The sequence below is a fragment of the Colwellia sp. 20A7 genome, from assembly GCF_009832865.1.
Taxonomy (GTDB): domain Bacteria; phylum Pseudomonadota; class Gammaproteobacteria; order Enterobacterales; family Alteromonadaceae; genus Colwellia.
Window position 1 is genome coordinate 1,211,774 of record NZ_CP047130.1, and the last position, 21,204, is coordinate 1,232,977.

16 protein-coding genes are annotated in these 21,204 nt (G+C 36.6%); 12 read left to right on the forward strand and 4 right to left on the reverse strand.

All coding sequences use genetic code 11. The features are described 5' to 3' along the window. The first annotated feature begins 2 nt into the window (after positions 1-2). The 9 genes from ispD to GQS55_RS05355 all read left to right on the forward strand — a co-directional run bounded on the left by ispD (position 3) and on the right by GQS55_RS05355 (position 7,335). Entirely contained in the window at positions 3-752 is a 750-nt protein-coding gene (ispD, locus tag GQS55_RS05315; protein WP_268892429.1) for a 2-C-methyl-D-erythritol 4-phosphate cytidylyltransferase, read from the forward strand. Next, a complete protein-coding gene (ispF, locus tag GQS55_RS05320; protein ID WP_159818642.1) occupies positions 743-1,246 on the forward strand; it encodes a 2-C-methyl-D-erythritol 2,4-cyclodiphosphate synthase in 504 nt (167 codons plus the stop codon). The genes ispD and ispF overlap by 10 nt, the downstream gene beginning before the upstream one ends. A gap of 36 nt (positions 1,247-1,282) precedes the next feature. Continuing rightward, positions 1,283-2,365 carry a tRNA pseudouridine(13) synthase TruD gene (gene truD, locus GQS55_RS05325; RefSeq protein WP_159818644.1) on the forward strand — a complete coding sequence of 361 codons (1,083 nt, stop codon included), beginning with the start codon at positions 1,283-1,285 and terminating at the stop codon, positions 2,363-2,365. A gap of 8 nt (positions 2,366-2,373) precedes the next feature. Continuing rightward, complete coding sequence (gene surE / locus GQS55_RS05330) at positions 2,374-3,126, forward strand: 5'/3'-nucleotidase SurE (RefSeq protein WP_159818646.1); 753 nt, start codon at positions 2,374-2,376, stop codon at positions 3,124-3,126. Further along, positions 3,126-3,788, forward strand: coding sequence for a protein-L-isoaspartate(D-aspartate) O-methyltransferase (locus GQS55_RS05335; RefSeq protein WP_159822575.1), 663 nt, complete (start codon positions 3,126-3,128; stop codon positions 3,786-3,788). Before surE ends, GQS55_RS05335 begins: the two co-directional genes overlap by 1 nt. Then, positions 3,788-4,366, forward strand: a complete 579-nt coding sequence (locus tag GQS55_RS05340; RefSeq protein WP_159818648.1) for a YqaA family protein — start codon at positions 3,788-3,790, stop codon at positions 4,364-4,366. The genes GQS55_RS05335 and GQS55_RS05340 overlap by 1 nt, the downstream gene beginning before the upstream one ends. Positions 4,367-4,380: 14 nt before the next feature. Further along, the gene (locus tag GQS55_RS05345; protein WP_159818650.1) at positions 4,381-5,271 is read left to right on the forward strand and encodes a peptidoglycan DD-metalloendopeptidase family protein; all 891 of its coding nucleotides are present in this window, start codon (positions 4,381-4,383) and stop codon (positions 5,269-5,271) included. Positions 5,272-5,386: 115 nt separating this feature from the next. Next, a complete protein-coding gene (gene rpoS, locus GQS55_RS05350; RefSeq protein WP_159818652.1) occupies positions 5,387-6,280 on the forward strand; it encodes an RNA polymerase sigma factor RpoS in 894 nt (297 codons plus the stop codon). A gap of 377 nt (positions 6,281-6,657) precedes the next feature. Next, entirely contained in the window at positions 6,658-7,335 is a 678-nt protein-coding gene (locus GQS55_RS05355) for a FlgO family outer membrane protein (RefSeq protein ID WP_159818654.1), read from the forward strand. 197 nt (positions 7,336-7,532) lie between these two features. On the opposite strand, the gene mutS is transcribed toward GQS55_RS05355, so the two are convergent. Beyond that, on the reverse strand, positions 7,533-10,127 hold the full coding sequence (gene mutS, locus GQS55_RS05360) for a DNA mismatch repair protein MutS (RefSeq protein WP_159818656.1): 2,595 nt from the start codon (positions 10,125-10,127) through the stop codon (positions 7,533-7,535). A gap of 340 nt (positions 10,128-10,467) precedes the next feature. Here mutS and recA point away from each other — a divergent pair, with 340 nt between their 5' ends. The 3 genes from recA to metH all read left to right on the forward strand — a co-directional run bounded on the left by recA (position 10,468) and on the right by metH (position 16,432). Continuing rightward, the gene (recA, locus tag GQS55_RS05365; protein ID WP_159818658.1) at positions 10,468-11,508 is read left to right on the forward strand and encodes a recombinase RecA; all 1,041 of its coding nucleotides are present in this window, start codon (positions 10,468-10,470) and stop codon (positions 11,506-11,508) included. A 227-nt stretch (positions 11,509-11,735) separates the two neighbouring features. Continuing rightward, positions 11,736-12,683: a homoserine O-succinyltransferase gene (locus GQS55_RS05370; protein ID WP_159818660.1), complete on the forward strand. Its 948-nt coding sequence runs from the start codon at positions 11,736-11,738 to the stop codon at positions 12,681-12,683. 56 nt (positions 12,684-12,739) lie between these two features. Continuing rightward, positions 12,740-16,432 (forward strand): methionine synthase, encoded by a 3,693-nt coding sequence (metH, locus tag GQS55_RS05375; RefSeq protein ID WP_159818662.1) that lies wholly within the window; start codon positions 12,740-12,742, stop codon positions 16,430-16,432. A gap of 296 nt (positions 16,433-16,728) precedes the next feature. Here the strand turns inward: metH and hpf are convergent, their stop codons facing one another. The 3 genes from hpf to radA form a co-directional block, all read right to left on the reverse strand. Further along, positions 16,729-17,067: a ribosome hibernation-promoting factor, HPF/YfiA family gene (gene hpf, locus GQS55_RS05380; protein ID WP_159818664.1), complete on the reverse strand. Its 339-nt coding sequence runs from the start codon at positions 17,065-17,067 to the stop codon at positions 16,729-16,731. A 284-nt stretch (positions 17,068-17,351) separates the two neighbouring features. Continuing rightward, positions 17,352-19,655 (reverse strand): S9 family peptidase, encoded by a 2,304-nt coding sequence (locus tag GQS55_RS05385; protein WP_159818666.1) that lies wholly within the window; start codon positions 19,653-19,655, stop codon positions 17,352-17,354. Positions 19,656-19,710: 55 nt separating this feature from the next. Further along, positions 19,711-21,081 carry a DNA repair protein RadA gene (gene radA / locus GQS55_RS05390; protein WP_159818668.1) on the reverse strand — a complete coding sequence of 457 codons (1,371 nt, stop codon included), beginning with the start codon at positions 21,079-21,081 and terminating at the stop codon, positions 19,711-19,713. Between the last annotated feature and the right edge of the window lie 123 nt (positions 21,082-21,204).

Genomic DNA, 21,204 nt, shown 5'->3' on the forward strand with positions numbered 1-21,204 from the left:
TTGTGAGTAACCCTATTTTGTTAGTTGAAAATCAACAGTTTATTGTCGTTGTACCTGCCGCAGGCGTTGGTAAGCGGATGCAGGCATCATGCCCTAAGCAATATCTAACACTCAATGAACAAACTATCTTAAGCCATACAATCAATCGTCTGCTAAACCATAAAAATATAGCCAAAGTGATCTTAGCTATCAGTGATGATGATGACTATTTTATGCAAACAGCATTGCTAGATAATCCTAATATTATAAAGGTTAGTGGCGGCGAAGAGAGAGTAGACTCTGTTTTAAGTGGTTTACAAGCTATTAATGAATTGGACTGGGTATTGGTGCACGATGCAGCACGTCCTTGTATCACTCATGCAGATATAGATAAGCTTATTTCACAGTGCCTTGAAAATAATACAGGTGGCATCTTAGCTGCGCCTGTTGTTGACACAATGAAGCTCGCTATAAACAAGAATGATCAAGTAGAACAAGTTGATAAAACAATTGATAGAAGTCATTTATGGCATGCTTTTACACCACAAATGTTTAAAGCCAAAGAATTAAAAGAAGCAATAATACAAGCTAAAGAAAAAGGTTTAGTAATAACAGATGAGGCTTCTGCGATAGAATCTGTAGGCTTACCATGCTTACTTATTTCAGGTAGAAGAGACAATATAAAAATAACGCGCCCAGAAGATTTAGTCTTAGCTAGTTTTTATTTGAATCAGCAAGAAATTGAACAAGAAAAGGATAGAAAATGCGGATAGGACATGGTTTTGATGTACATAAATTTGGCGGCTCAGGACCTTTAATGCTTGCGGGTATTGCTATTCCTTTTGAGCAAGGTTTTATTGCTCATTCTGATGGTGATGTAGCTATACATGCGCTTTGTGATGCCATTTTAGGTGCGCTTTGTTTAGGTGATATAGGAAATCATTTTCCTGATACAGACGGAAAATATGAAAATATTTCTAGCAGAATACTACTGCGCCATGTAGTGGCTTTAATGAATGAACATGGATATGAAATAGGCAATGGAGATATAACCATTGTTGCTCAAGCACCTAAGATAGCGCCTTACTTATTGGCTATGCGTGAGTGTTTAAGTGAAGATCTAAAGTGTTCTTTAGGGCAAATAAATGTAAAAGCAACTACAACTGAAAAACTGGGTTATACCGGTCGTAAAGAAGGTGTTGCTGTTCATTGTGTTATATTACTCACACCTATTTCTCATTGCATTCCAGCGACACCGGAAGTTTAATTTTACCGCTCCATACGACTAATTCAGAGATAAATAATGTTACCAGAACTTGCCTATTTGCACGAAAAACCAGAGCCTAAAGGTTTATTAAGAGTTAATCAAAGTGATTTTAAAGTATTTGAGCTATTGCCATTTTTACCCTGTGGTGAAGGTGAGCATTTATTTATTCACATTAGAAAAACAGGAGCGAATACTGTTTTTGTTGCACGAGAATTAGCTAAATATTTTAAAGTAAAAGAACAACTAGTTTCTTATGCTGGTTTAAAAGATCGCTTTGCTGTCACAGAGCAATGGTTCGGCATTCATGTGCCAGGCAAACAAGTATATGATTTAACAGACCTCGTTATTGAAGGTGTTGAAGTACTTAGTTACCAAAGACATAACAAAAAGTTACGTACCGGTGCATTAAGTGGTAACCGTTTTGAGTTAATATTACGTGACGTTACCGAACTTAAAGTGTTGTATGAACGTTGGCAGAAAATTATAGATCAGGGTGTGCCTAATTATTTTGGCGAGCAACGTTTTGGGATTGACGGTGGTAATATTGAGCATGCATTAGCTTTGTTTTCAGGGGCTAAAATCAAAGATAAAAAGAAACGAGGCATGTACTTATCAGCCGCACGTTCATATATTTTTAACGATATAGTTAATCAACGCATAAAAGACAATACCTTCTCAGAATTACAGCTCGGTGATGTGTTAATGCTGGCGGGCACTCAATCTGTATTCCGACCTAAGGAAGTTGATGATGTTCTTAAGCAACGATTAATTGAAAAAGATGTCGATATTACTGCAGCAATGTGGGGATCGGGTGATTTAATGACAACTGCTGCACCCGGTATACTTGAGCAAGAAGTAGCAGATAAACACAGCGAATTTTCAAATGGTTTACCACGCTTTGGTTTAAAGCAAGAACGTCGACGTATTCGATTAGTTATTGAGAATGCAGATATTGAACTTTTAGTAAATGAAAACTCGCTTGAGGAAACATTACCAGCTGTAAAAATTAGCTTTTCACTCGCCGCTGGCTCATATGCAACCACAGTGCTTCGGGAGCTAATTGATTATAAAGATTGTACTCAACGTGTTAATACGCAGGCAATTGGTAATATAGAGTAAAATAATTAATGAGAATTTTATTAAGTAATGATGACGGTGTTCATGCACTGGGTATTAAAGTGCTACAACAAGAACTAGTAAAACACTTTGACGTAACGGTTGTTGCACCTGATAGAAATTGTAGTGGGGCAAGTAATTCTTTAACTTTGCTAAATCCTCTTAGAGCTGAAACCCTTGAAAATGGTTTTATTTCGGTGAATGGCACGCCTACTGACTCAGTTCATTTAGGGGCTAGTCAACTTGCATCGCCTTCGTTTGACTTAGTAGTGGCAGGTATTAATAATGGCCCTAATTTAGGTGACGACACTTTATATTCAGGTACTGTTGCTGCCGCGACTGAAGGCCGACATATGGGGTTACCTGCTATTGCCATATCACTACTTGGCAAACATGAAAAACACTATCAAACAGCGGCCATAATTACAGCTAAAATTATTAAACGTATTCAAAAGCACCCTTTAGCTGCGGATCAAATTCTTAATATCAATGTACCTGATGTGGCAATTGATGAAATAAAGGGAATAAAAGTCACTCGCCTTGGTCATCGACATAAAGCCGAGCAAATGAAAAAAATGAAAGATCCATGGCAAAGAGATATTTACTGGTATGGCAGATTAGGTAAAGAGCTTGATGGTGGTGAAGGTACAGATTTTCATGCAGTAGCGAATAATTATGTTTCAGTAACTCCGCTAACTGTCGATATAACAGCACATAAAAGTATAGATAGTATGAAAGAATGGATAGGTGAAGTAAGGTTATGATGAGTCATAAAAAAAATGTTAGGACGGGTAGTCGAACAAAAAGAAGTGGTGAGTTACTTGCACAAAAACTGCAAGCTGAAGGGATAAAAAATCCACAGGTATTACATGCTATTGCTAGTTCACCTCGCCATATTTTCTTACCAGAAATATTAGCTCATAAAGCCTACGATAATACAGCCTTACCTATCGGGCAGGGGCAAACCATATCTCAGCCTTATATAGTTGCAAGAATGTCAGAACTGCTATTGAATGATTATAAGCCTAAAAATATTCTAGAAATAGGCACTGGCTCAGGTTACCAAACTTCTATTCTCGCGCAATTGACTGAAAAAGTTTTTTCGGTAGAGCGTATTAAAGCCTTACAATTTCAAGCTAAACGTTGTTTAAGGTCGATAGATTTACATAATATTTCATTAAAACATGGAGATGGTTGGCAAGGCTGGGCAAGTAAAGCCCCTTTTGATGCCATTATTGTCACAGCAGGCGCTGCAAGTGTGCCACAAGCATTACTCGACCAGCTTGTTGATGGCGGCCGTTTAGTTATTCCTGTAGGTGAAAAAACTCAAATACTCAAAACAATTACTCGTCACGGTGATAATTATAGTGAGGAGCAAGTTGAAGCTGTTCGATTTGTGCCGTTAGTCGCTGGAGCGTTACTATAATGAAAATATTTACGGCTGTTTATGATTGGACGCTTAAATGGGCTGAGCATAAGTTTGCACCCCGTATGCTAGCACTGCTAACTTTCGCTGAATCGGTATTCTTTCCCATTCCACCAGATGTTTTACTCGCACCTATGGTGCTAGCTAAGCCAGAAAAGGCATGGCGGTTAGCTAGCCTCACAACTATCTCTTCTATTTTAGGTGGCTGTGTTGGCTACATGCTCGGATATATGATGTTTGAGCCATGGATACAACCGCTCATTACTGAATTTGGTTATCAAACACGTTTTGATACCGCGATAACCTGGTTTAATGAGTGGGGTGTCTGGGTGGTTTTCATTGCGGGCTTTTCACCTATACCTTATAAATTATTTACAGTAAGCGCTGGTTTTCTACATATGGCATTTTTGCCTTTTTTAATTGCTTCAGCTGTTGGGCGAGGGATGCGTTTTTTTCTTGTCGCAGGGCTTATTCGATGGGGAGGAGAGGCTATTGCACATAAATTACGTAAATGGATAGATGTTTTAGGCTGGACTGTTGTTGCGCTAATCGCCATCGCTTATTTGATTTTGAAATAAATTTTCGTTTTACCATGATAGCTACTCAAACTAAAAATAATACAACGTTACCTATACAATCACTTTTAAAATCATGGTGTTGTGTTTTTTTAGTTCTGAGCCTTTTTGCTTGCTCTTCTCGTGACAAACCAGCCCCTGTAGTAACTGTTTATGGCAGTATTCCATTAACGAAACAAGCTCAAAATACTATTAATAGCAGCGATTATGTGGTGCAGCCAGGAGAAACATTATATTCAATTGCATGGCGAGCAAATTCTGATGTTAGGCAAATAGCTAAATTGAATAATATCCCCGCTCCTTATAATATTTTTCCAAATCAAAAATTAATTTTAGTGGCTAATAAACAAACAAAAAGTGTTAAAGCTAGTAATAGTAAGCAGTACAGTAAAAGTCCGACTAAAAGCTCTAATCCAAAGAGTAATACTGTAGTGAAAAAGAGTGTTGCATCTTCAAAAAAGCAAGCGTATGGTAAAAATATAAACAATAAAAAAATAATAGAAAATAGTGTACCGAAAGAGAATTTTTCTCAAAAAATTCGTCGTTGGCAATGGCCTGTTAAAGGTAAAGTTATTGCGTATTTTTCTTCTAAAGAAAAGGGTAATAAAGGGATTGATATTGCTGGTCGCCGTGGTACTCAGATTAAGGCAACGGCGAGTGGTAAAGTCGTTTATTCAGGTAGTGCATTAAGAGGTTACGGCAAGCTAGTTATTATAAAGCATAATGATGATTATCTTAGTGCCTATGCTCATAATGATAGAATAAAAGTAAAAGAACAGCAGCAAGTAAATGCTGGAGATGTAATAGCAACTATGGGTGACACCGATGCAGAAAGGGTTATGCTTCATTTTGAAGTGCGCTTTCGTGGTAAATCAGTAGATCCATTAAAGTACCTACCGAAGAGATAATAAGTGTATTCCTGTGAGTCACTATTAATAGTGAATACTGTTAAATTAAGTAAAGTAGGGGGTAGTGTGAATATATAATAGTTACTAATAAGCTTGCGATATAAAGGAGAACATCATGGTAAAAGAAAAACAACAAACCACAGTACTTAAAGATAAAGTACAAAAATCGTCAAGTGTTGATGCAACACAAATTTATTTAAGTGAAATTGGTTTTTCACCATTACTAAGTGCAGAAGAAGAAGTATATTTTTCACGTCTATCTCTAAAGGGAGATGAACCATCACGTAAACGTATGATTGAAAGCAATTTACGTTTAGTTGTTAAAATTGCTAGACGCTATAATAATCGTGGTTTACCTTTACTTGATTTAATTGAAGAAGGTAACTTAGGTTTAATTCGTGCAGTTGAAAAGTTTGATCCTGAGCGAGGCTTTCGTTTTTCGACTTATGCTACTTGGTGGATTCGTCAAACAATTGAACGCGCGATAATGAATCAAACACGAACCATTCGTTTACCCATTCATGTAGTTAAAGAATTAAATATCTATTTACGCACTTCACGAGAGCTTGTTCAAAAATTAGATCATGAACCAACCGCTGAAGATATTGCTAATTCATTAGATAAGCCCGTAGCGGATGTCACTAAAATTCTCCGTTTGAATGAACGTATAGCATCAGTAGATACGCCTTTTTCAGGTGATTCAGATAAAGTATTACTCGACGTAATCGCAGATAATAATAGTAATGGCCCAGAAGGGGATTTACAGTCGGAAGACATGAGTAAAAACATTGTAAATTGGCTAAATGAATTAAACTCAAAACAAAAAGAAGTGATTGCTAGACGTTTTGGTTTAATGGGCTATGAAGCTGAAACATTAGAAAATGTCGGTATTGAAATTGGCTTGACTCGTGAGCGGGTTCGTCAAATTCAAGTAGAAGGACTAAAACGACTTCGTGATATATTAAGCCAGCAGAATTTATCTATTGAAGCATTATTTGAAAATCAATAATCAATAATCAATAATCAATAACTAAAAATGTAATCAAAAGATAATTTGAATAATAAAGCATAGCAGGCTGTAAAGGATGACTTTACAGCCTTTTTATATGAAAAAAATCACTTTACTTATTTAATAATTCAATCGAACAGTTATTCCTAGATGTTATCCTTCCCTGTAAGGGCAACGTCTTAATCAATTCAGCTTGTGGTGGCATTGTTAATTTAACCAGGTCACTTCAGTATTGAGTTTAATGAGATTTAATTGTTATATAAAGCTATTTTATTGTTAATTAATTTAAAGGCACATTTTATGCATCGTTTATTTGAACTGAATCTGAAACATAAAGAAAGTGCTATGTTTTTGACTTTTAATTACTAGGTATTGTTATGAAATTTTACGTATGTTTACTTTTAATTGGGCTATTAACTGCCTGTACGTCATTTTCGCAGAATGATTTTTATCATACTTTTAGAACAGAAGAGCCAGAAAAAATAGAGAAGACAAAAGCAGTTAAGCATAAAGCCATTGATAGTACGAACTTAGAAAACCACAGCTTAAATGCTATAGTACAAGGCCTAGCTTTTGAAATGTTAGAAAATAGTGTTTTTGTTAGCCATAAAACGCCTATTGCCATGGCTTCTTTTGTTAATTTAAATGATTTAGAAAGTGCTAGTTGGTTAGGGAATTTAATATCAGAAAGCTTTATTTATGAATTTCAGCGCCATGGCTTAATAGTGATAGATTATAAAACTACAGGTTTTTTTAGAGTCACTAGCGAAGGCGATTTCGTTTTTAGTCGCGATTGGAAAGAGTTACCAGAGAATCAAATTATAGATTATGTGGTTACTGGCACGTTACTAGAACAAAAAGATGGCTTTATTCTTAATGCTCGAATGATAGGTATGATATCCCACGTAGTTGTTGCAACTGCTCAAACCTTTATTCCTCGATGGGCTTTAGGTGAAATGTTACTTGAAGAGCCGCTTGTCGAAGGTGATATGAAAGCAGATAAACCTGCTATTAAGCAAAATGATGAAGCATCTTGGATCGAGATAACTAATTAACTGCAATAGAATAATTAGTCTTACTATACCGTGCTATAACAATCTTCGAATTTATTAAGGTGTTAACCATATTAGGCAGTGCACTATTAAAGCGGTAAAGTTTAGCTGTTACATTTTTGTACCATCACAAAAATATAATTGCTGACTTATCTCATTTAGTGAAGATAAGTCAGCAGCTCAGTGTTTTTCAATATATATTAAAGCTTTGCTTTTAAGTCGAATAGCAAATCTAGTGCTTGCTTAGGCGATAGGTCATTCACATCAATACTACGTAAGGTATCAATAGCAGGGTGCTCATCCGCTACTAACGCTAATTGCTGAAAATTTTCTGACTGCAGAGGTAAAATAGAAGCAACTTCCTGATTTTCCAATTCTAATAGTCTTTGTTTAGCTCGTTTAATTACCATTTTAGGTACGCCAGCAAGTTGTGCAACTTGTAAACCAAAGCTTTTACTTGCAGGACCTTCTTGCACTGCATGCATGAAAATAATGCTATCGTCATGTTCCATCGCATCTAAATGCACATTGGCTAGTGTTGGTATTTCTTGGGCAAGTAAGGTTAACTCAAAATAATGGGTCGCAAATAAAGTAAAAGCTTTTGTTTTTAACGCTAACATTTCGGCACAAGCCCACGCTAAAGAAAGTCCATCATAGGTGCTAGTACCACGGCCTATTTCATCAAGTAATACTAAGCTTTTTTCGGTCGCATTATGAAGTATATTAGCCGTTTCAGTCATCTCAACCATAAAGGTTGAACGACCACTCGCTAAATCATCAGAGGCACCAATTCGGGTAAATATTCTGTCAACTAAGCCAATCGTAGCTGAATCAGCAGGGACAAAACAGCCTATATGTGCAAGTAATACAATGAGTGCTGTTTGGCGCATATAAGTTGATTTACCACCCATATTAGGGCCGGTTATTATCAACATCTTACGTTGTTCTGTTAATACTATAGGGTTAGCAATAAAGGTATTATTCGTCATTTGTTCAACAACAGGGTGTCGGCCTGCTTCTATATCAATGCCAGTTGAACTAACTAAGGTTGGTTTTACATAATTTAAGCTTATAGATCGTTCAGCAAAGTTAGTTAGCACGTCAAATTCCGCAATAGCTTGACTGAGTGTTTGTAATCTTGCTAATTCAGGTAATACTAGATCGAACAATTCTTGATAAAGGCGTTTTTCTAACGCTAAAAACTTTCCTTGAGCACTTAGTACTTTATGCTCATGTTCTTTTAGCTCTTCAGTAATAAAACGTTCATTGTTTTTTAATGTTTGGCGACGTATATAGTCGTCCGGTACATCATTTGCTGCCGTTCTGCTCATTTCAATAAAGAATCCATGAACTTTGTTATAGCCCACTTTTAAAGAATGAATGCCAGTACGCTCTTTTTCTCTTTGTTCTAATTGTGCTAAAAACTCGGTTGCACCATCACTTAAATCGCGTAATATATCGAGTTCTTCATGATATCCAGGTGCTATAACACCGCCATCTCGAATAAGGACCGGTGGATTATCGACAAGTGCTTTTTCCAGTAAATCTTGAATACTGGGAATTGGCGCCATTAATGTCGCGAGTGTATTTACATAGCCAGTATTGGTACTTGCCGATAAGTAGCTTTGTAGCTCAGGTAAAGCTTGTAAGGTGTTTCGTAAGCGAGCAAAGTCACGTGGCCTTGCTGAGCCTAATGCAATTCGAGAGACAATACGCTCAATATCACCAAAACCTTTTAAAATCGGTTTTACATCAATATGTAAGTCGGTTGAAATTATTTGTTCAATGGCATTTTGTCTATCAGACAAAATAGTTAAATCACGCAACGGAAAATGTAACCAACGTTTTAATAAGCGCGAGCCCATTGGTGTGGCTGAGCGATCTAATATAGCGGCTAAGGTATTATCAACACCACCTTGCAAGTTTTGTGTTAGCTCTAGGTTTCGTCTTGTTGCTGCATCAAGTACAACACCAGAAGTCGCTGATTCACAAATTATTGCGCGAATATGAGGGAGTGCAGTTCGCTGTGTATCTTTAACATATTGAAATAAACAACCAGCAGCAGATAAGCCTAATAACTTATCATCAACACCAAATCCTGTTAGCTCTTTTGTTCCAAACTGTTTATTAAGTAAAGACATCGACGTTTCAAGATCAAATTCCCATTCAGGACGTCGGCGCAAACCTTTATATTGGTCAACATGTTGCATTGATGAAAGGGTTTCAGAGTAGAGCAATTCAGCAGGAGAAAGGCGTTGTAACTCTGCCTGTAATTGTTCACTTGTTTGTGGCTCTGTAATTACAAAGCGGCCACTAGTCATGTCTAAGTATGCTAAACCAAAACTTGGATCAGAAGCCTTCTTTGATCTAGCGTTGTTTTCAGTGATCGCTACAATCAAATTGTCTTGCCTATCTGACAACAGCGCCTCATCACTCACTGTACCTGGCGTTATAATCCTTACTACTTTACGTTCTACTGGGCCTTTACTTGTTGCTGGATCGCCAATTTGCTCACATATGGCAACAGATTCACCAAGTTGAACTAATTTAGCTAAATAATTCTCTACCGCATGATAAGGGACACCTGCCATTGGGATAGCATTTCCTCCTGTTTTACCTCGTGCTGTTAATGATATATCTAATAAGTCAGCTGCTTTTTTTGCATCATCAAAAAATAATTCGTAGAAATCACCCATACGATAAAAAATTAGAATATTAGGAAATTCTGCTTTTATCGTTAGGTATTGACGCATCATAGGGGTGTGTGAAGAAAGGTCTTGCGTTGTTGTGGTCATTTAAATGCTGCAACTCATAGAATAAATAAGGTTGGTGAAAAGGGATTATGCCATATTTAACGAATAAAATTATTAATTATTTTTATAAAATAAATAGGTTTAGCTTAGTTCTAAAACTACTGTGAAAATAGCATGAAATCAAATTAGTAACTTTTTCAAGGTAAAAAGATAAAAGTTATTGATGTTGTTTTTACTATTTAATATCAATACTTTAAAAGTATAGGTTTTTTTATAATTTAATTTAAATAAAATAAATTATAAAAAAACTTGATACTGTACGACCATACAGTATACTTACATTATCAAAACGACGTACCAGACGTTATTAGCGGAGTAAATTATGAAAGACGATAAAGAAAAAGCATTAGCAGCAGCCTTAGGCCAAATCGAAAGACAATTTGGTAAAGGTTCAATAATGAAGCTTGGCGACAATACTACAATGGATGTAGAAACTATTTCAACTGGTTCGTTAGGTCTAGATATTGCCTTAGGTGCTGGTGGTTTACCTATGGGAAGAGTTGTTGAAGTTTATGGTCCTGAATCAAGTGGTAAAACAACATTAACCCTAGAAGTTATTGCTGAAGCGCAACGTAATAATAAAGTTTGTGCTTTTATTGATGCTGAGCATGCACTTGACCCTATTTATGCTGAAAAGTTAGGCGTTAACATTAACGAATTGCTAATTTCACAACCAGATACTGGTGAGCAAGCCCTTGAAATTGTTGATATGTTAACTCGCTCTGGCGCTATCGACGTTATTGTAGTTGACTCGGTAGCTGCACTTACACCTAAAGCTGAAATTGAAGGTGATATGGGTGACTCTCATATGGGGCTACAAGCGCGTATGTTATCCCAAGCTATGCGTAAGTTAACGGGTAATTTGAAAAAATCTAATACTATGCTTATTTTCATTAACCAAATACGTATGAAAATTGGTGTAATGTTCGGATCTCCTGAAACGACAACCGGTGGTAATGCACTTAAGTTTTATGCCTCAGTTCGATTAGATATACGTCGTATTGGTGCGGTTAAAAATGGTGATGAAATTATTGGTAATGAAACACGTGTTAAAGTGGTTAAAAATAAAATAGCACCGCCTTTTAAACAAGCTGAATTCCAAATTCTTTATGGTCTGGGTATTAACAACCTAGGTGAATTAATTGACTTAGGCGTGAAAAATGGATTTGTTGAAAAAGCCGGCGCTTGGTATAGCTGTAATGGCGAACGTATCGGACAAGGTAAAGCAAATGCTGCTAAATACCTTGAAGAAAATCCAGAAATGGCAAAAGATGTTGATGCCAAATTAAGAGATTTGTTGTTAAATAAAAATATTGATCCAAAGAAAGCTGAACCTGAAGTATTAGATATAACAGAAGAGTAATAGTATTCTGTAAATTCAATCAACTTTGAGTGAGTTCTTCTATATAAAACCTCTGCTACTTTAGCTGAGGTTTTTTTTTATCTGAAATCTAATAAAAAACATCACATAGGCTTTAAATCTATTTAGCCATCTAAACGTTTAGATGTTGACATATCTAGCAATCTAAGTAGTATTGTAATTATAGTTTTTTCTATGCTTTATTTGCTTTTCTTCGTAATAGGTGCGTTATGCCAATTAAAATTCCAGATCAATTACCTGCATTATCAGTGTTAGATAAAGAAAATATTTTTGTTATGTCTGAGCATAGGGCCATTTCTCAAGAAATACGCCCAATGCAAGTCGCTATTTTGAATTTAATGCCGAATAAAATTGAAACAGAAGTACAAATACTGCGCATGCTGTCGAATACTCCATTACAAATCAATATAGAGTTTATTCGTATCAATGCTAATGTATCTAAAAATACGCCAACAGAGCATTTAGATACTTTTTATCATTTATTTGATGATATTAAACACAAGCAATATGATGGTTTAATTATTACCGGAGCCCCGTTAGCTTTACTTGATTATTCACAAGTTACCTTTTGGGATAAAATATGTGAAGTCTTTGACTGGGCTGAAAAAAATGTTACTTCAACAATGTTTTCTTGCTGGGCTGCACATGCTGCGCTTTATCATTATTATGGTTTAAATCGTCACTTAAGAAAAAATAAATTATCGGGAATATTTAATCACAAAGCGCTTGATGAAAAAGAGCCTTTAACCCGTGGTTTTGATGAGAACTTTAATGTACCGCATTCTCGTTATGGCTACATTGATAAATCAGATTATGAAAGTATTTCACAAATAAAAGTACTAGCTGAATCTGAAGAGGGAGGCGTTTATTTAGCAGCCAGTAAAAATAAGCAACAAGTTTATTTAACAGGTCATCCTGAATATGATACCTCTACCTTACATGAAGAGTTTTTACGTGATAGCTCAAATGATAGTGGCACAGCGATACCTAAAAACTATTATAAAGACGATAACAAAAACAATTCACCGGTTGGTTCTTGGCGAAGCCATGGTAGTCTATTATTTACTAATTGGCTGAATTATTATGTTTATCAGATTACACCATATAAATTGGATGCTTCTAATATTAAAGCGATCCATCCAGATACAGTCATTTAAGTTTTGTAAATATATTCATTTGATTTAAAGATTTACCCATAGGAAACTGATACACCATGAAAAAACATCCTTCATTCGCTTTATTCGAACAGCAATTGGCTAAAAATATTCTTATTCTTGATGGTGCTATGGGAACAATGATCCAAGCCTATAAGTTTGAAGAGCAAGATTTTAGAGCAGATCGCTTTGCTGATTGGCATACGGATGTTAAAGGCAATAACGATATGTTAGTGCTTACTCAGCCTGACATTATTAAAGCCATTCACCTTGAATACCTTGAAGCCGGTGCTGATATTCTTGAAACGAATACATTTAATGCTACTACGATTGCAATGGCTGATTACGACATGCAAGAGTACAGTGCTGAAATTAACCGTGTTGCCGCACAAATAGCACGTGCAGCCGCTGACGAATATACGAAGAAGAATCCAGAACGTCCACGTTTTGTTGCCGGAGTTTTAGGGCCAACGAACCGTACTTGTTCAATTTCTCCGGACGTAAATGATCCCGCTTTTCGTAACGTTAGCTTTGACGAGCTAAAAGATGCCTATATTGAATCAACACACGCGTTGATTGAAGGCGGCAGTGATATCATTTTAATCGAAACTATTTTCGATACGCTTAACGCTAAAGCGGCTATTTTTGCCGTGGAAACTGTATTCGACGAACTTGGTGAGCGTTTACCTGTCATGATTTCAGGTACTATTACCGATGCATCAGGCCGTACATTATCGGGCCAAACGACCGAAGCTTTTTACAACTCACTTCGTCACGCTAAACCTGTTTCATTTGGCCTTAACTGTGCATTAGGCCCGGTTGAATTACGTCAATATGTGGCGGAGTTAAGCCGTATTTGTGACGTTGCAGTTTCTGCGCATCCTAATGCGGGATTACCTAATGCCTTCGGTGAATATGACTTCACTGTTGAAGACATGAATACTCATGTAGAAGAATGGGCTTCATCAGGTTTTTTAAACATTATTGGTGGCTGTTGTGGCACCACGCCTGAACACATTAGAGGCATGGCAGACTCTGTTGCTAATATCACGCCGCGTAAGGTTGAAGCTCGTCCTATTGCCTGTCGTTTATCGGGCTTAGAAGCATTAACTATTGATAAAGATAGCTTGTTTGTTAACGTTGGTGAGCGTACTAACGTTACTGGCTCAGCTATGTTTAAGCGTTTAATTGTTGAAGAAGATTACGATAAAGCTATTTCTGTTGCTTTACAACAAGTTGAAAACGGCGCGCAAATTATTGATATCAACATGGATGAAGGCATGTTGGACTCGAAAACTGCAATGGTGCGTTTTTTAAACCTAATTGCTGGCGAACCTGATATTGCCAAAGTGCCAATCATGATTGACTCCTCTAAATGGGACATTATTGAAGCGGGTCTTAAGTGTATTCAAGGTAAAGGTATTGTTAACTCTATTAGCTTAAAAGAAGGCGAAGAAAACTTCCGTCATCAAGCCGAATTACTACGTCGATATGGTGCTGCCGTTATTGTCATGGCCTTTGATGAAGAAGGTCAAGCTGATACGCGTAAACGTAAATATGAAATTTGTCACCGTGCTTATCACATGCTTGTTGATGAAATTGGCTATCCGCCAGAAGATATTATTTTCGATCCGAATATCTTTGCGGTTGCAACAGGTATTGAAGAACATAACAACTATGCCGTAGATTTTATTGAAGCGGTTGATGATATTAAGAAAAACCTACCTTATGCGATGATCTCAGGTGGTGTATCTAACGTTTCTTTTTCCTTTAGAGGAAACAATCCTGTTCGTGAAGCTATCCATGCCGTGTTTTTATATTATGCCATTAAAAATGGTATGGATATGGGGATTGTTAACGCAGGGCAACTCGCTATTTACTCGGATTTACCTGCCAATTTAAAACAAGCGGTAGAGGATGTCATTCAAAATAAGGATGATGGAGCAACAGAGCGCTTACTCGATATTGCGCAAGAGTTTCATGGTCAAGCTGGCGGACAAGCCTCAAAAACCGATTTAACTTGGCGCGAATTACCTATTAATGAACGTTTATCCCATGCGTTAGTTAAAGGGATTAATGAATATATTATTGAAGATACTGAAGAAGCTCGTTTAGCCTCTGAAAAACCGCTTGATGTGATTGAAGGGCCATTAATGGATGGCATGAACACAGTTGGTGATTTATTTGGTGCTGGTGAAATGTTCTTACCGCAAGTCGTAAAATCAGCACGTGTAATGAAACAAGCTGTTGCTTATTTAAACCCTTTCATTGAGGAAGGAAAAACTGAAATAAGCACTAATGGTAAAGTGTTACTTGCTACCGTAAAAGGCGATGTGCACGACATAGGTAAAAATATTGTTGGCGTAGTACTGCAATGTAATAACTATGAAATTATTGACCTTGGCGTAATGGTGTCTTGTGATGATATTTTACGTGTCGCCAAAGAAGAAAATGTTGATATTATTGGTTTATCAGGTTTGATCACACCATCGCTTGATGAAATGGTTTACGTTGCGAAAGAGATGAAACGAACCGGCTTGAAATTACCATTATTAATTGGCGGAGCAACTACCTCAAAAGCACATACAGCCGTTAAAATTGAGCCACAATATGATGAACCCGTGGTTTATGTCTCTAATGCTTCACGTGCGGTATCAGTAGTAAGTAATTTATTATCTGAAGAACACAAAGCTAAGTTCTTCGCGAGTACTCAAGAAGAATATGAACGTGTACGTGCCCGTCATTATAAAAAAGGTCCTCGTTCAAGTTTAATAAGTCTTGAAGATGCTCGTGCGAATGCAACTAAAATTAACTTTGATGACTACACGCCAAAAAAACCAAATAAATTGGGCGTAACGGTACTTGATAATATTGACTTAAATGAAGTAAGAAAATACATCGATTGGACGCCATTTTTCATGACATGGCAAATGTCGGGTAAATACCCACTTATTTTAAAACATGAAGTGATTGGCGTGGAAGCAACGAAACTATTTAACGATGCTAACGCTATGCTTGATGACGTTATCAACAATAAAAAGATTTGTGCAAGAGCGGTATTTGGTTTGTTCCCTGCGAACACTAACCAAGATGATATTCAGTTATATACTGATGATAGCCGTAGCGAAAAATTAATGCGTCTTCATCAACTACGCCAACAAAGTAAAAAACCAGCAGGGCAGTTTAATCGCTGTTTAGCCGATTATATTGCGCCAGATGATTCAGGTATTGAAGATTATGTAGGTGCCTTTGCTGTTTCAGCAGGTTTTGGTGTTGAAGATTTAGTTAAAGTTTTTGACGCAGACCATGATGCTTATAATTCAATATTACTTAAAGCGGTTGCTGATAGATTGGCAGAAGCTAGCGCTGAATATTTACATGAAAAAGTACGTAAAGAATACTGGGGATTTGCACCAGACGAAGATTTAGATAACGATGCGTTAATTCGTGAGAGTTACCAAGGTATTCGTCCGGCGCCAGGCTATCCTGCATGTCCAGAGCATACCGAAAAAGGTTTGATCTGGGAATTACTTAAGGTGAAAGAAAATATTGATATGGATCTCACGTCAAGTTATGCCATGTGGCCTGGTGCAGCGGTAAGTGGTTTATACTTCTCTCATCCCGAATCTAAGTACTTTGCAGTAGCGAAGTTAGCGAAAGATCAGGTTATTGATTACGCGGCACGTAAAGGGATGACATTAGAGCAAGCAGAGCGTTGGTTGTCGGCTAATTTAGACTACGAGCCAGAGTAGTCACAACGAAATAAACGATGGTCGTACCCATTGTGCGACTTTTGAACTAGTAGAATACCTTAAAATAACGAGTGCTTTAATTGCTATTCGTTATAACAAAAAAGCTGCAGCCTGTTAATCAGCGTGCAGCTTTTTTATTTCAGTATTTTTATGTCAGTATTTTTGTTAATAATTAATTAAAATAATAGGAATAATTCAATTAATTAGCGTATTAAAGTAAGTATTTGAGTCTATAACCGTAGTTTTTTACTCGCATTACTTACTCACTTTATGGCATTAATCTTAAAGGGATAGTTTTAAGTTGTTGCCTGATATAAATCTGTTTGTGGAACAACAAACTTTTTGTTAAATTTGGCGGTTAACACACCTTTGCGACGAGCAAGTGAAACTTCGAGTTTCTTGGCTACTTTAGCAATAGCAGCATACAATTGCTTATCAGATGCATTTACTGTAACTGTTTCACCTTCATATAAGGTTGTCACTTCAAGTTTTTGTTGATGTGGCTCTACAGTAATAGTTGAATCTAGCGTCATAATTGACGGATAATGTTTAGAGATTTTCGCGAATTTACTCTCGATAGATTGCTTAATACCTTCTGTAATTTCAACATGGTGTCCAGAAATTTTAATATTCATAATCTTACCTCTTGGTCATCTTAATCGTAAACTAATCATTCTTTGCACTTTCATAATCCTCCTCTCGTCATAAAAATGCAATAGTAATTTGCTAGATAAATGCAAATAAATGTAACTAAAAATTATACATTTTTGATCACACTTTTATTACATTTAAGGCATGAAAAATGCTTGAAGATACTGCTTATAGTCTCGATATAAAAAAGATAATAAAAAACGGCAAGTAACATAAGTACTTGCCGTTTTATAAAGTAAAAAAAATCTAAATTAAACTTAAATTGAAGCTATTTAAAATGCCTATCAAAGAAATTCATAATAGTATTATTCAAATGAACTTTTACTTTTTTGCCTTTCATACTGTGTTTACTACCAGGGTAAGTCATTAGCTCAAATTGTTTATTTTCGTCTTGCAATGTCTTAATTAATTTAGTGGTATTGGTAAATAGAACATTATCATCAGCCATTCCATGATAAATCAATAATGGATTTTTTAATTCAGGTGCATAAGGGAAAACACTCGATTTATCATAACCATCGCTATTAACACTTGGGTGGTTCAAATAGCGTTCAGTGTAATGAGTATCATATAGTAACCAGTCGGTTACAGGAGCGCCACTCACACCGGCTTTGAAATAGTCACCGGCTTTGAAAAGTGCCATTAATGCCATATAACCACCATATGAATGGCCATAAATACCAATACGATCTTTATCAACAAAAGGTAATTCATGTAAGTACTTCACGCCCGTTATTTGATCTTCTATTTCCACTTGACCCAGTTTTTCATAAATAGGAAATTCGAAAGCAGTACCTCTAAAGCTAGAGCCTCTGTTATCTAGTTGGAAGACGATATAGCCTTGTTGCAACATATACTGAGTAAAGTCTGCGCCTTCCCATGCGTTTTTAACTTTTTGTACGTGGGGACCACCGTAAACATTAACGATAACGGGATACTTTTTACCGGGCGCAAGATCATCTGGTGTATATAATTTATAATAAAGCGTTGTTTTACCATCATCGGTAGTGAGAGTGCCAAAACTGGGCTGAATTAAGTCATCGTAGTATGGGCTACTAGGATGAGTCGCATCTATTTTATTTTCCGCTAACCAAGTGATATGTTTACCATCAGCGTCATGTAAGCTTACTTGAGTCGGCGTATATATATTGGAAAAGCTATCAATATAGCTTGTACTATCTTTACTAAAATTGATGTTATGGAAACCATTACGTTGACTTAAACGAGCGACATGCTCAGGAGCGTTTCCATGTAATGGTACGCTGTATAAATGACGTTCAAGAGGAGTGTCTGCACGGCCAGTGAAGTAAATTAGTCCTTTATTTTCATCAATTTGATTAATTTCATCTACTATCCAATCGCCTTTAGTTAGTTGATTAATTAATTCTCCTTCATTAGTAAAATGGTATAAATGTTTGAAACCATCTCGCTCTGAAGCCCAAATGAACGACTTATTATCATTTAAAAATTGAAGGTCGTGATGTAGGTTTATCCAATGATCTGAATGTTCTGTAATTAGTGTTTTTTGATCACGTGTTTTTAGATTATAGGTTTTTAACTTTAATGTTTTTTGATCACGGCTCTGCCATTGATAAGATAAAACTTTACCGTCAGGTAACCATTTTACACGTGGAATATAAATATCATTTTTATTACCTTTCGATGTGCCGCCCTCTGCTTCATCTAATTCAACAAAACGGATTTTTTTCCCTTTAATATCGGTTACTGCTAATTGTATTGTGACATTATTGGTGCCAGTGGCAGGGTAGCGCTGTTCAATTAACTTTATTTTTTCTGCATATATTTCATTGCGTATTACTGTTTGTACAGGCGTTTCGTCTACACGTAAAAAAGCAATGTGTTTTTCATCTGGAGACCACCAATAACCAGTCATTCGGTCCATTTCTTCTTGGGCAACAAATTCGCTCATGCCATTTTTAATTGAGCCTTTACCGTCTTTGGTTAACTGTGTTTCCTTACCTGTACTAATGTTTAGTATAAATACGTTCTGAGCACGAATGAAGGATGCATAATTACCTTTTGGAGAAAATTTAACATCTGTTTCGAATGCGTCTGTTTGGGTTAGGCGTTTCGCTGTTTTTGTTGCTAAATGATAGTAGTAAATGTCGCCATTAAGAGGGAATAATAGTGCATTACCATCATTTGAAAATGTATACTCCATAATACCAAAACCATAAACCCGTTGACGTTCACGGCGTGCTTTTTCTTCATCAGAGAGTATTTCTGTGCCAGTAAATAACACTTGAGAATCTACAAGTAGGTTATTCTCTTTGCTTTTAAGGTTGTACTCCCATAAATCGTAACGATTTAAATCGTCACTTTTCCCTTGTAAATAGGTCACTCGTGACCCATCAGGGGAAAATTTTAACGACTTAGGTGTTTGACCATTTAAATCTGGAGAGCTATAAATACGTTCAATAGTTAACGGCATTATTATTTTGTCTACTTGATTAGTGTCTTGCTCCGTTGCATGTACAGTATTTGAAAAAATAAATACTGATGAAAGCAGTGTGCAAGAAGTAAGGAAAGAAGTGATTAATTTTTTATTCATGTATAAACCAATTTATATTTGTAAATGTAATTAAGAAAATGCGATCTGTTATCAGTTATATTACTTCTAATGCTTCGCTTAATTTTTTGATACCAATAACTTCCATGCCTTCTATTGCGTGTTTAGGCATGTTATTAAAGGGGACTATTGCACGTTTAAAACCATGCTTTGCAGCTTCATTTATTCGTTCCTGGCCACTCGGGACAGGTCGTATTTCTCCTGATAAACCAACTTCGCCAAAAATGACTAAGTCTTGCGGTAATGCGTTATCTTTAAAGCTAGAAACTAATGCCAGAATTAATGCTAAATCGATACTTGTTTCTGTTACTTTTATACCGCCAACAACATTAACGAATACATCTTGGTCGTTAAGCTGAAGACCACCATGACGGTGCAGAATAGCCAAGAGCATTGATAATCTATTTTGATCTGCACCAACAGCAACGCGTCGCGGGTTTCCTAAAGCAGAATGATCAACCAAGGCTTGAATCTCTACCAATAAAGGGCGAGTTCCTTCCCATAGCACCATAACTACACTTCCTGCTGTTTGCTCTTCTGTCCGACTAAGGAAGATCGCAGAAGGATTCTTTACCTCTTTTAAACCGGCACCTGTCATAGCAAAAACGCCTAACTCATTAACAGCACCAAAACGGTTTTTATTACCGCGCAGTGTTCTATAACGTGAATCAGTACTTCCTTCAAGCATGATTGAACAATCTATACAATGTTCTAATACTTTCGGGCCAGCTAGAGAGCCGTCTTTGGTGACATGACCAACTAATAAAATAGCGACATGATATTGTTTAGCAAAGCGTGTCAAATAAGCGGCGCTTTCTCTGACTTGTGAAACACTACCTGGTGCAGATTGTATATCGCTCATGTGCATTACTTGAATAGAGTCAATAACAATAATTTTTGGTTGTTCTTTTATGGCAATTTGACAAATATTTTCAACGCTTGTTTCTGACAGCATTTTTAATTTATCGGTAGGTAAACTTAAGCGTTTAGCACGCATTGCAACTTGCTGTAGTGATTCTTCACCTGTTATATATAACGCAGGCATATTAGTCGCTAAAGTACACATGGTCTGCAGCAGTAAAGTACTTTTTCCGGCTCCTGGCTCTCCACCAATTAAAATAGCACTTCCAGGAACAATGCCTCCGCCAAGAACACGGTCAAATTCAGCGAAACCAGATGAAAATCGAGGTAAATCGGCTAAATCAATATCGTCAAGGGTTTGAACCTTTGCTTGTTCATTGTGCGCCGCCCCCGCAAATCCGGCAAAGTTTCCACCGCGAGCAGGTAGTTTTGCTTGTCTAAATTCTGAAATAGTGTTCCATGCTTTACAGTCAGTACATTGGCCTAACCAGCGTGAATATTCAGAACCACAGTCTGTACAGACATAGGCTGCTTTAGTTTTAGCCATACTTTCCTCTTCATTAATTATTAATTGTAGGCACAAAAATTGCTTCGTTATTGATATATCTATATTGTTGCAGATAGCTGCAAGATGATGTATTAAATACTATAGCTGAATTTAAGTCGTTTA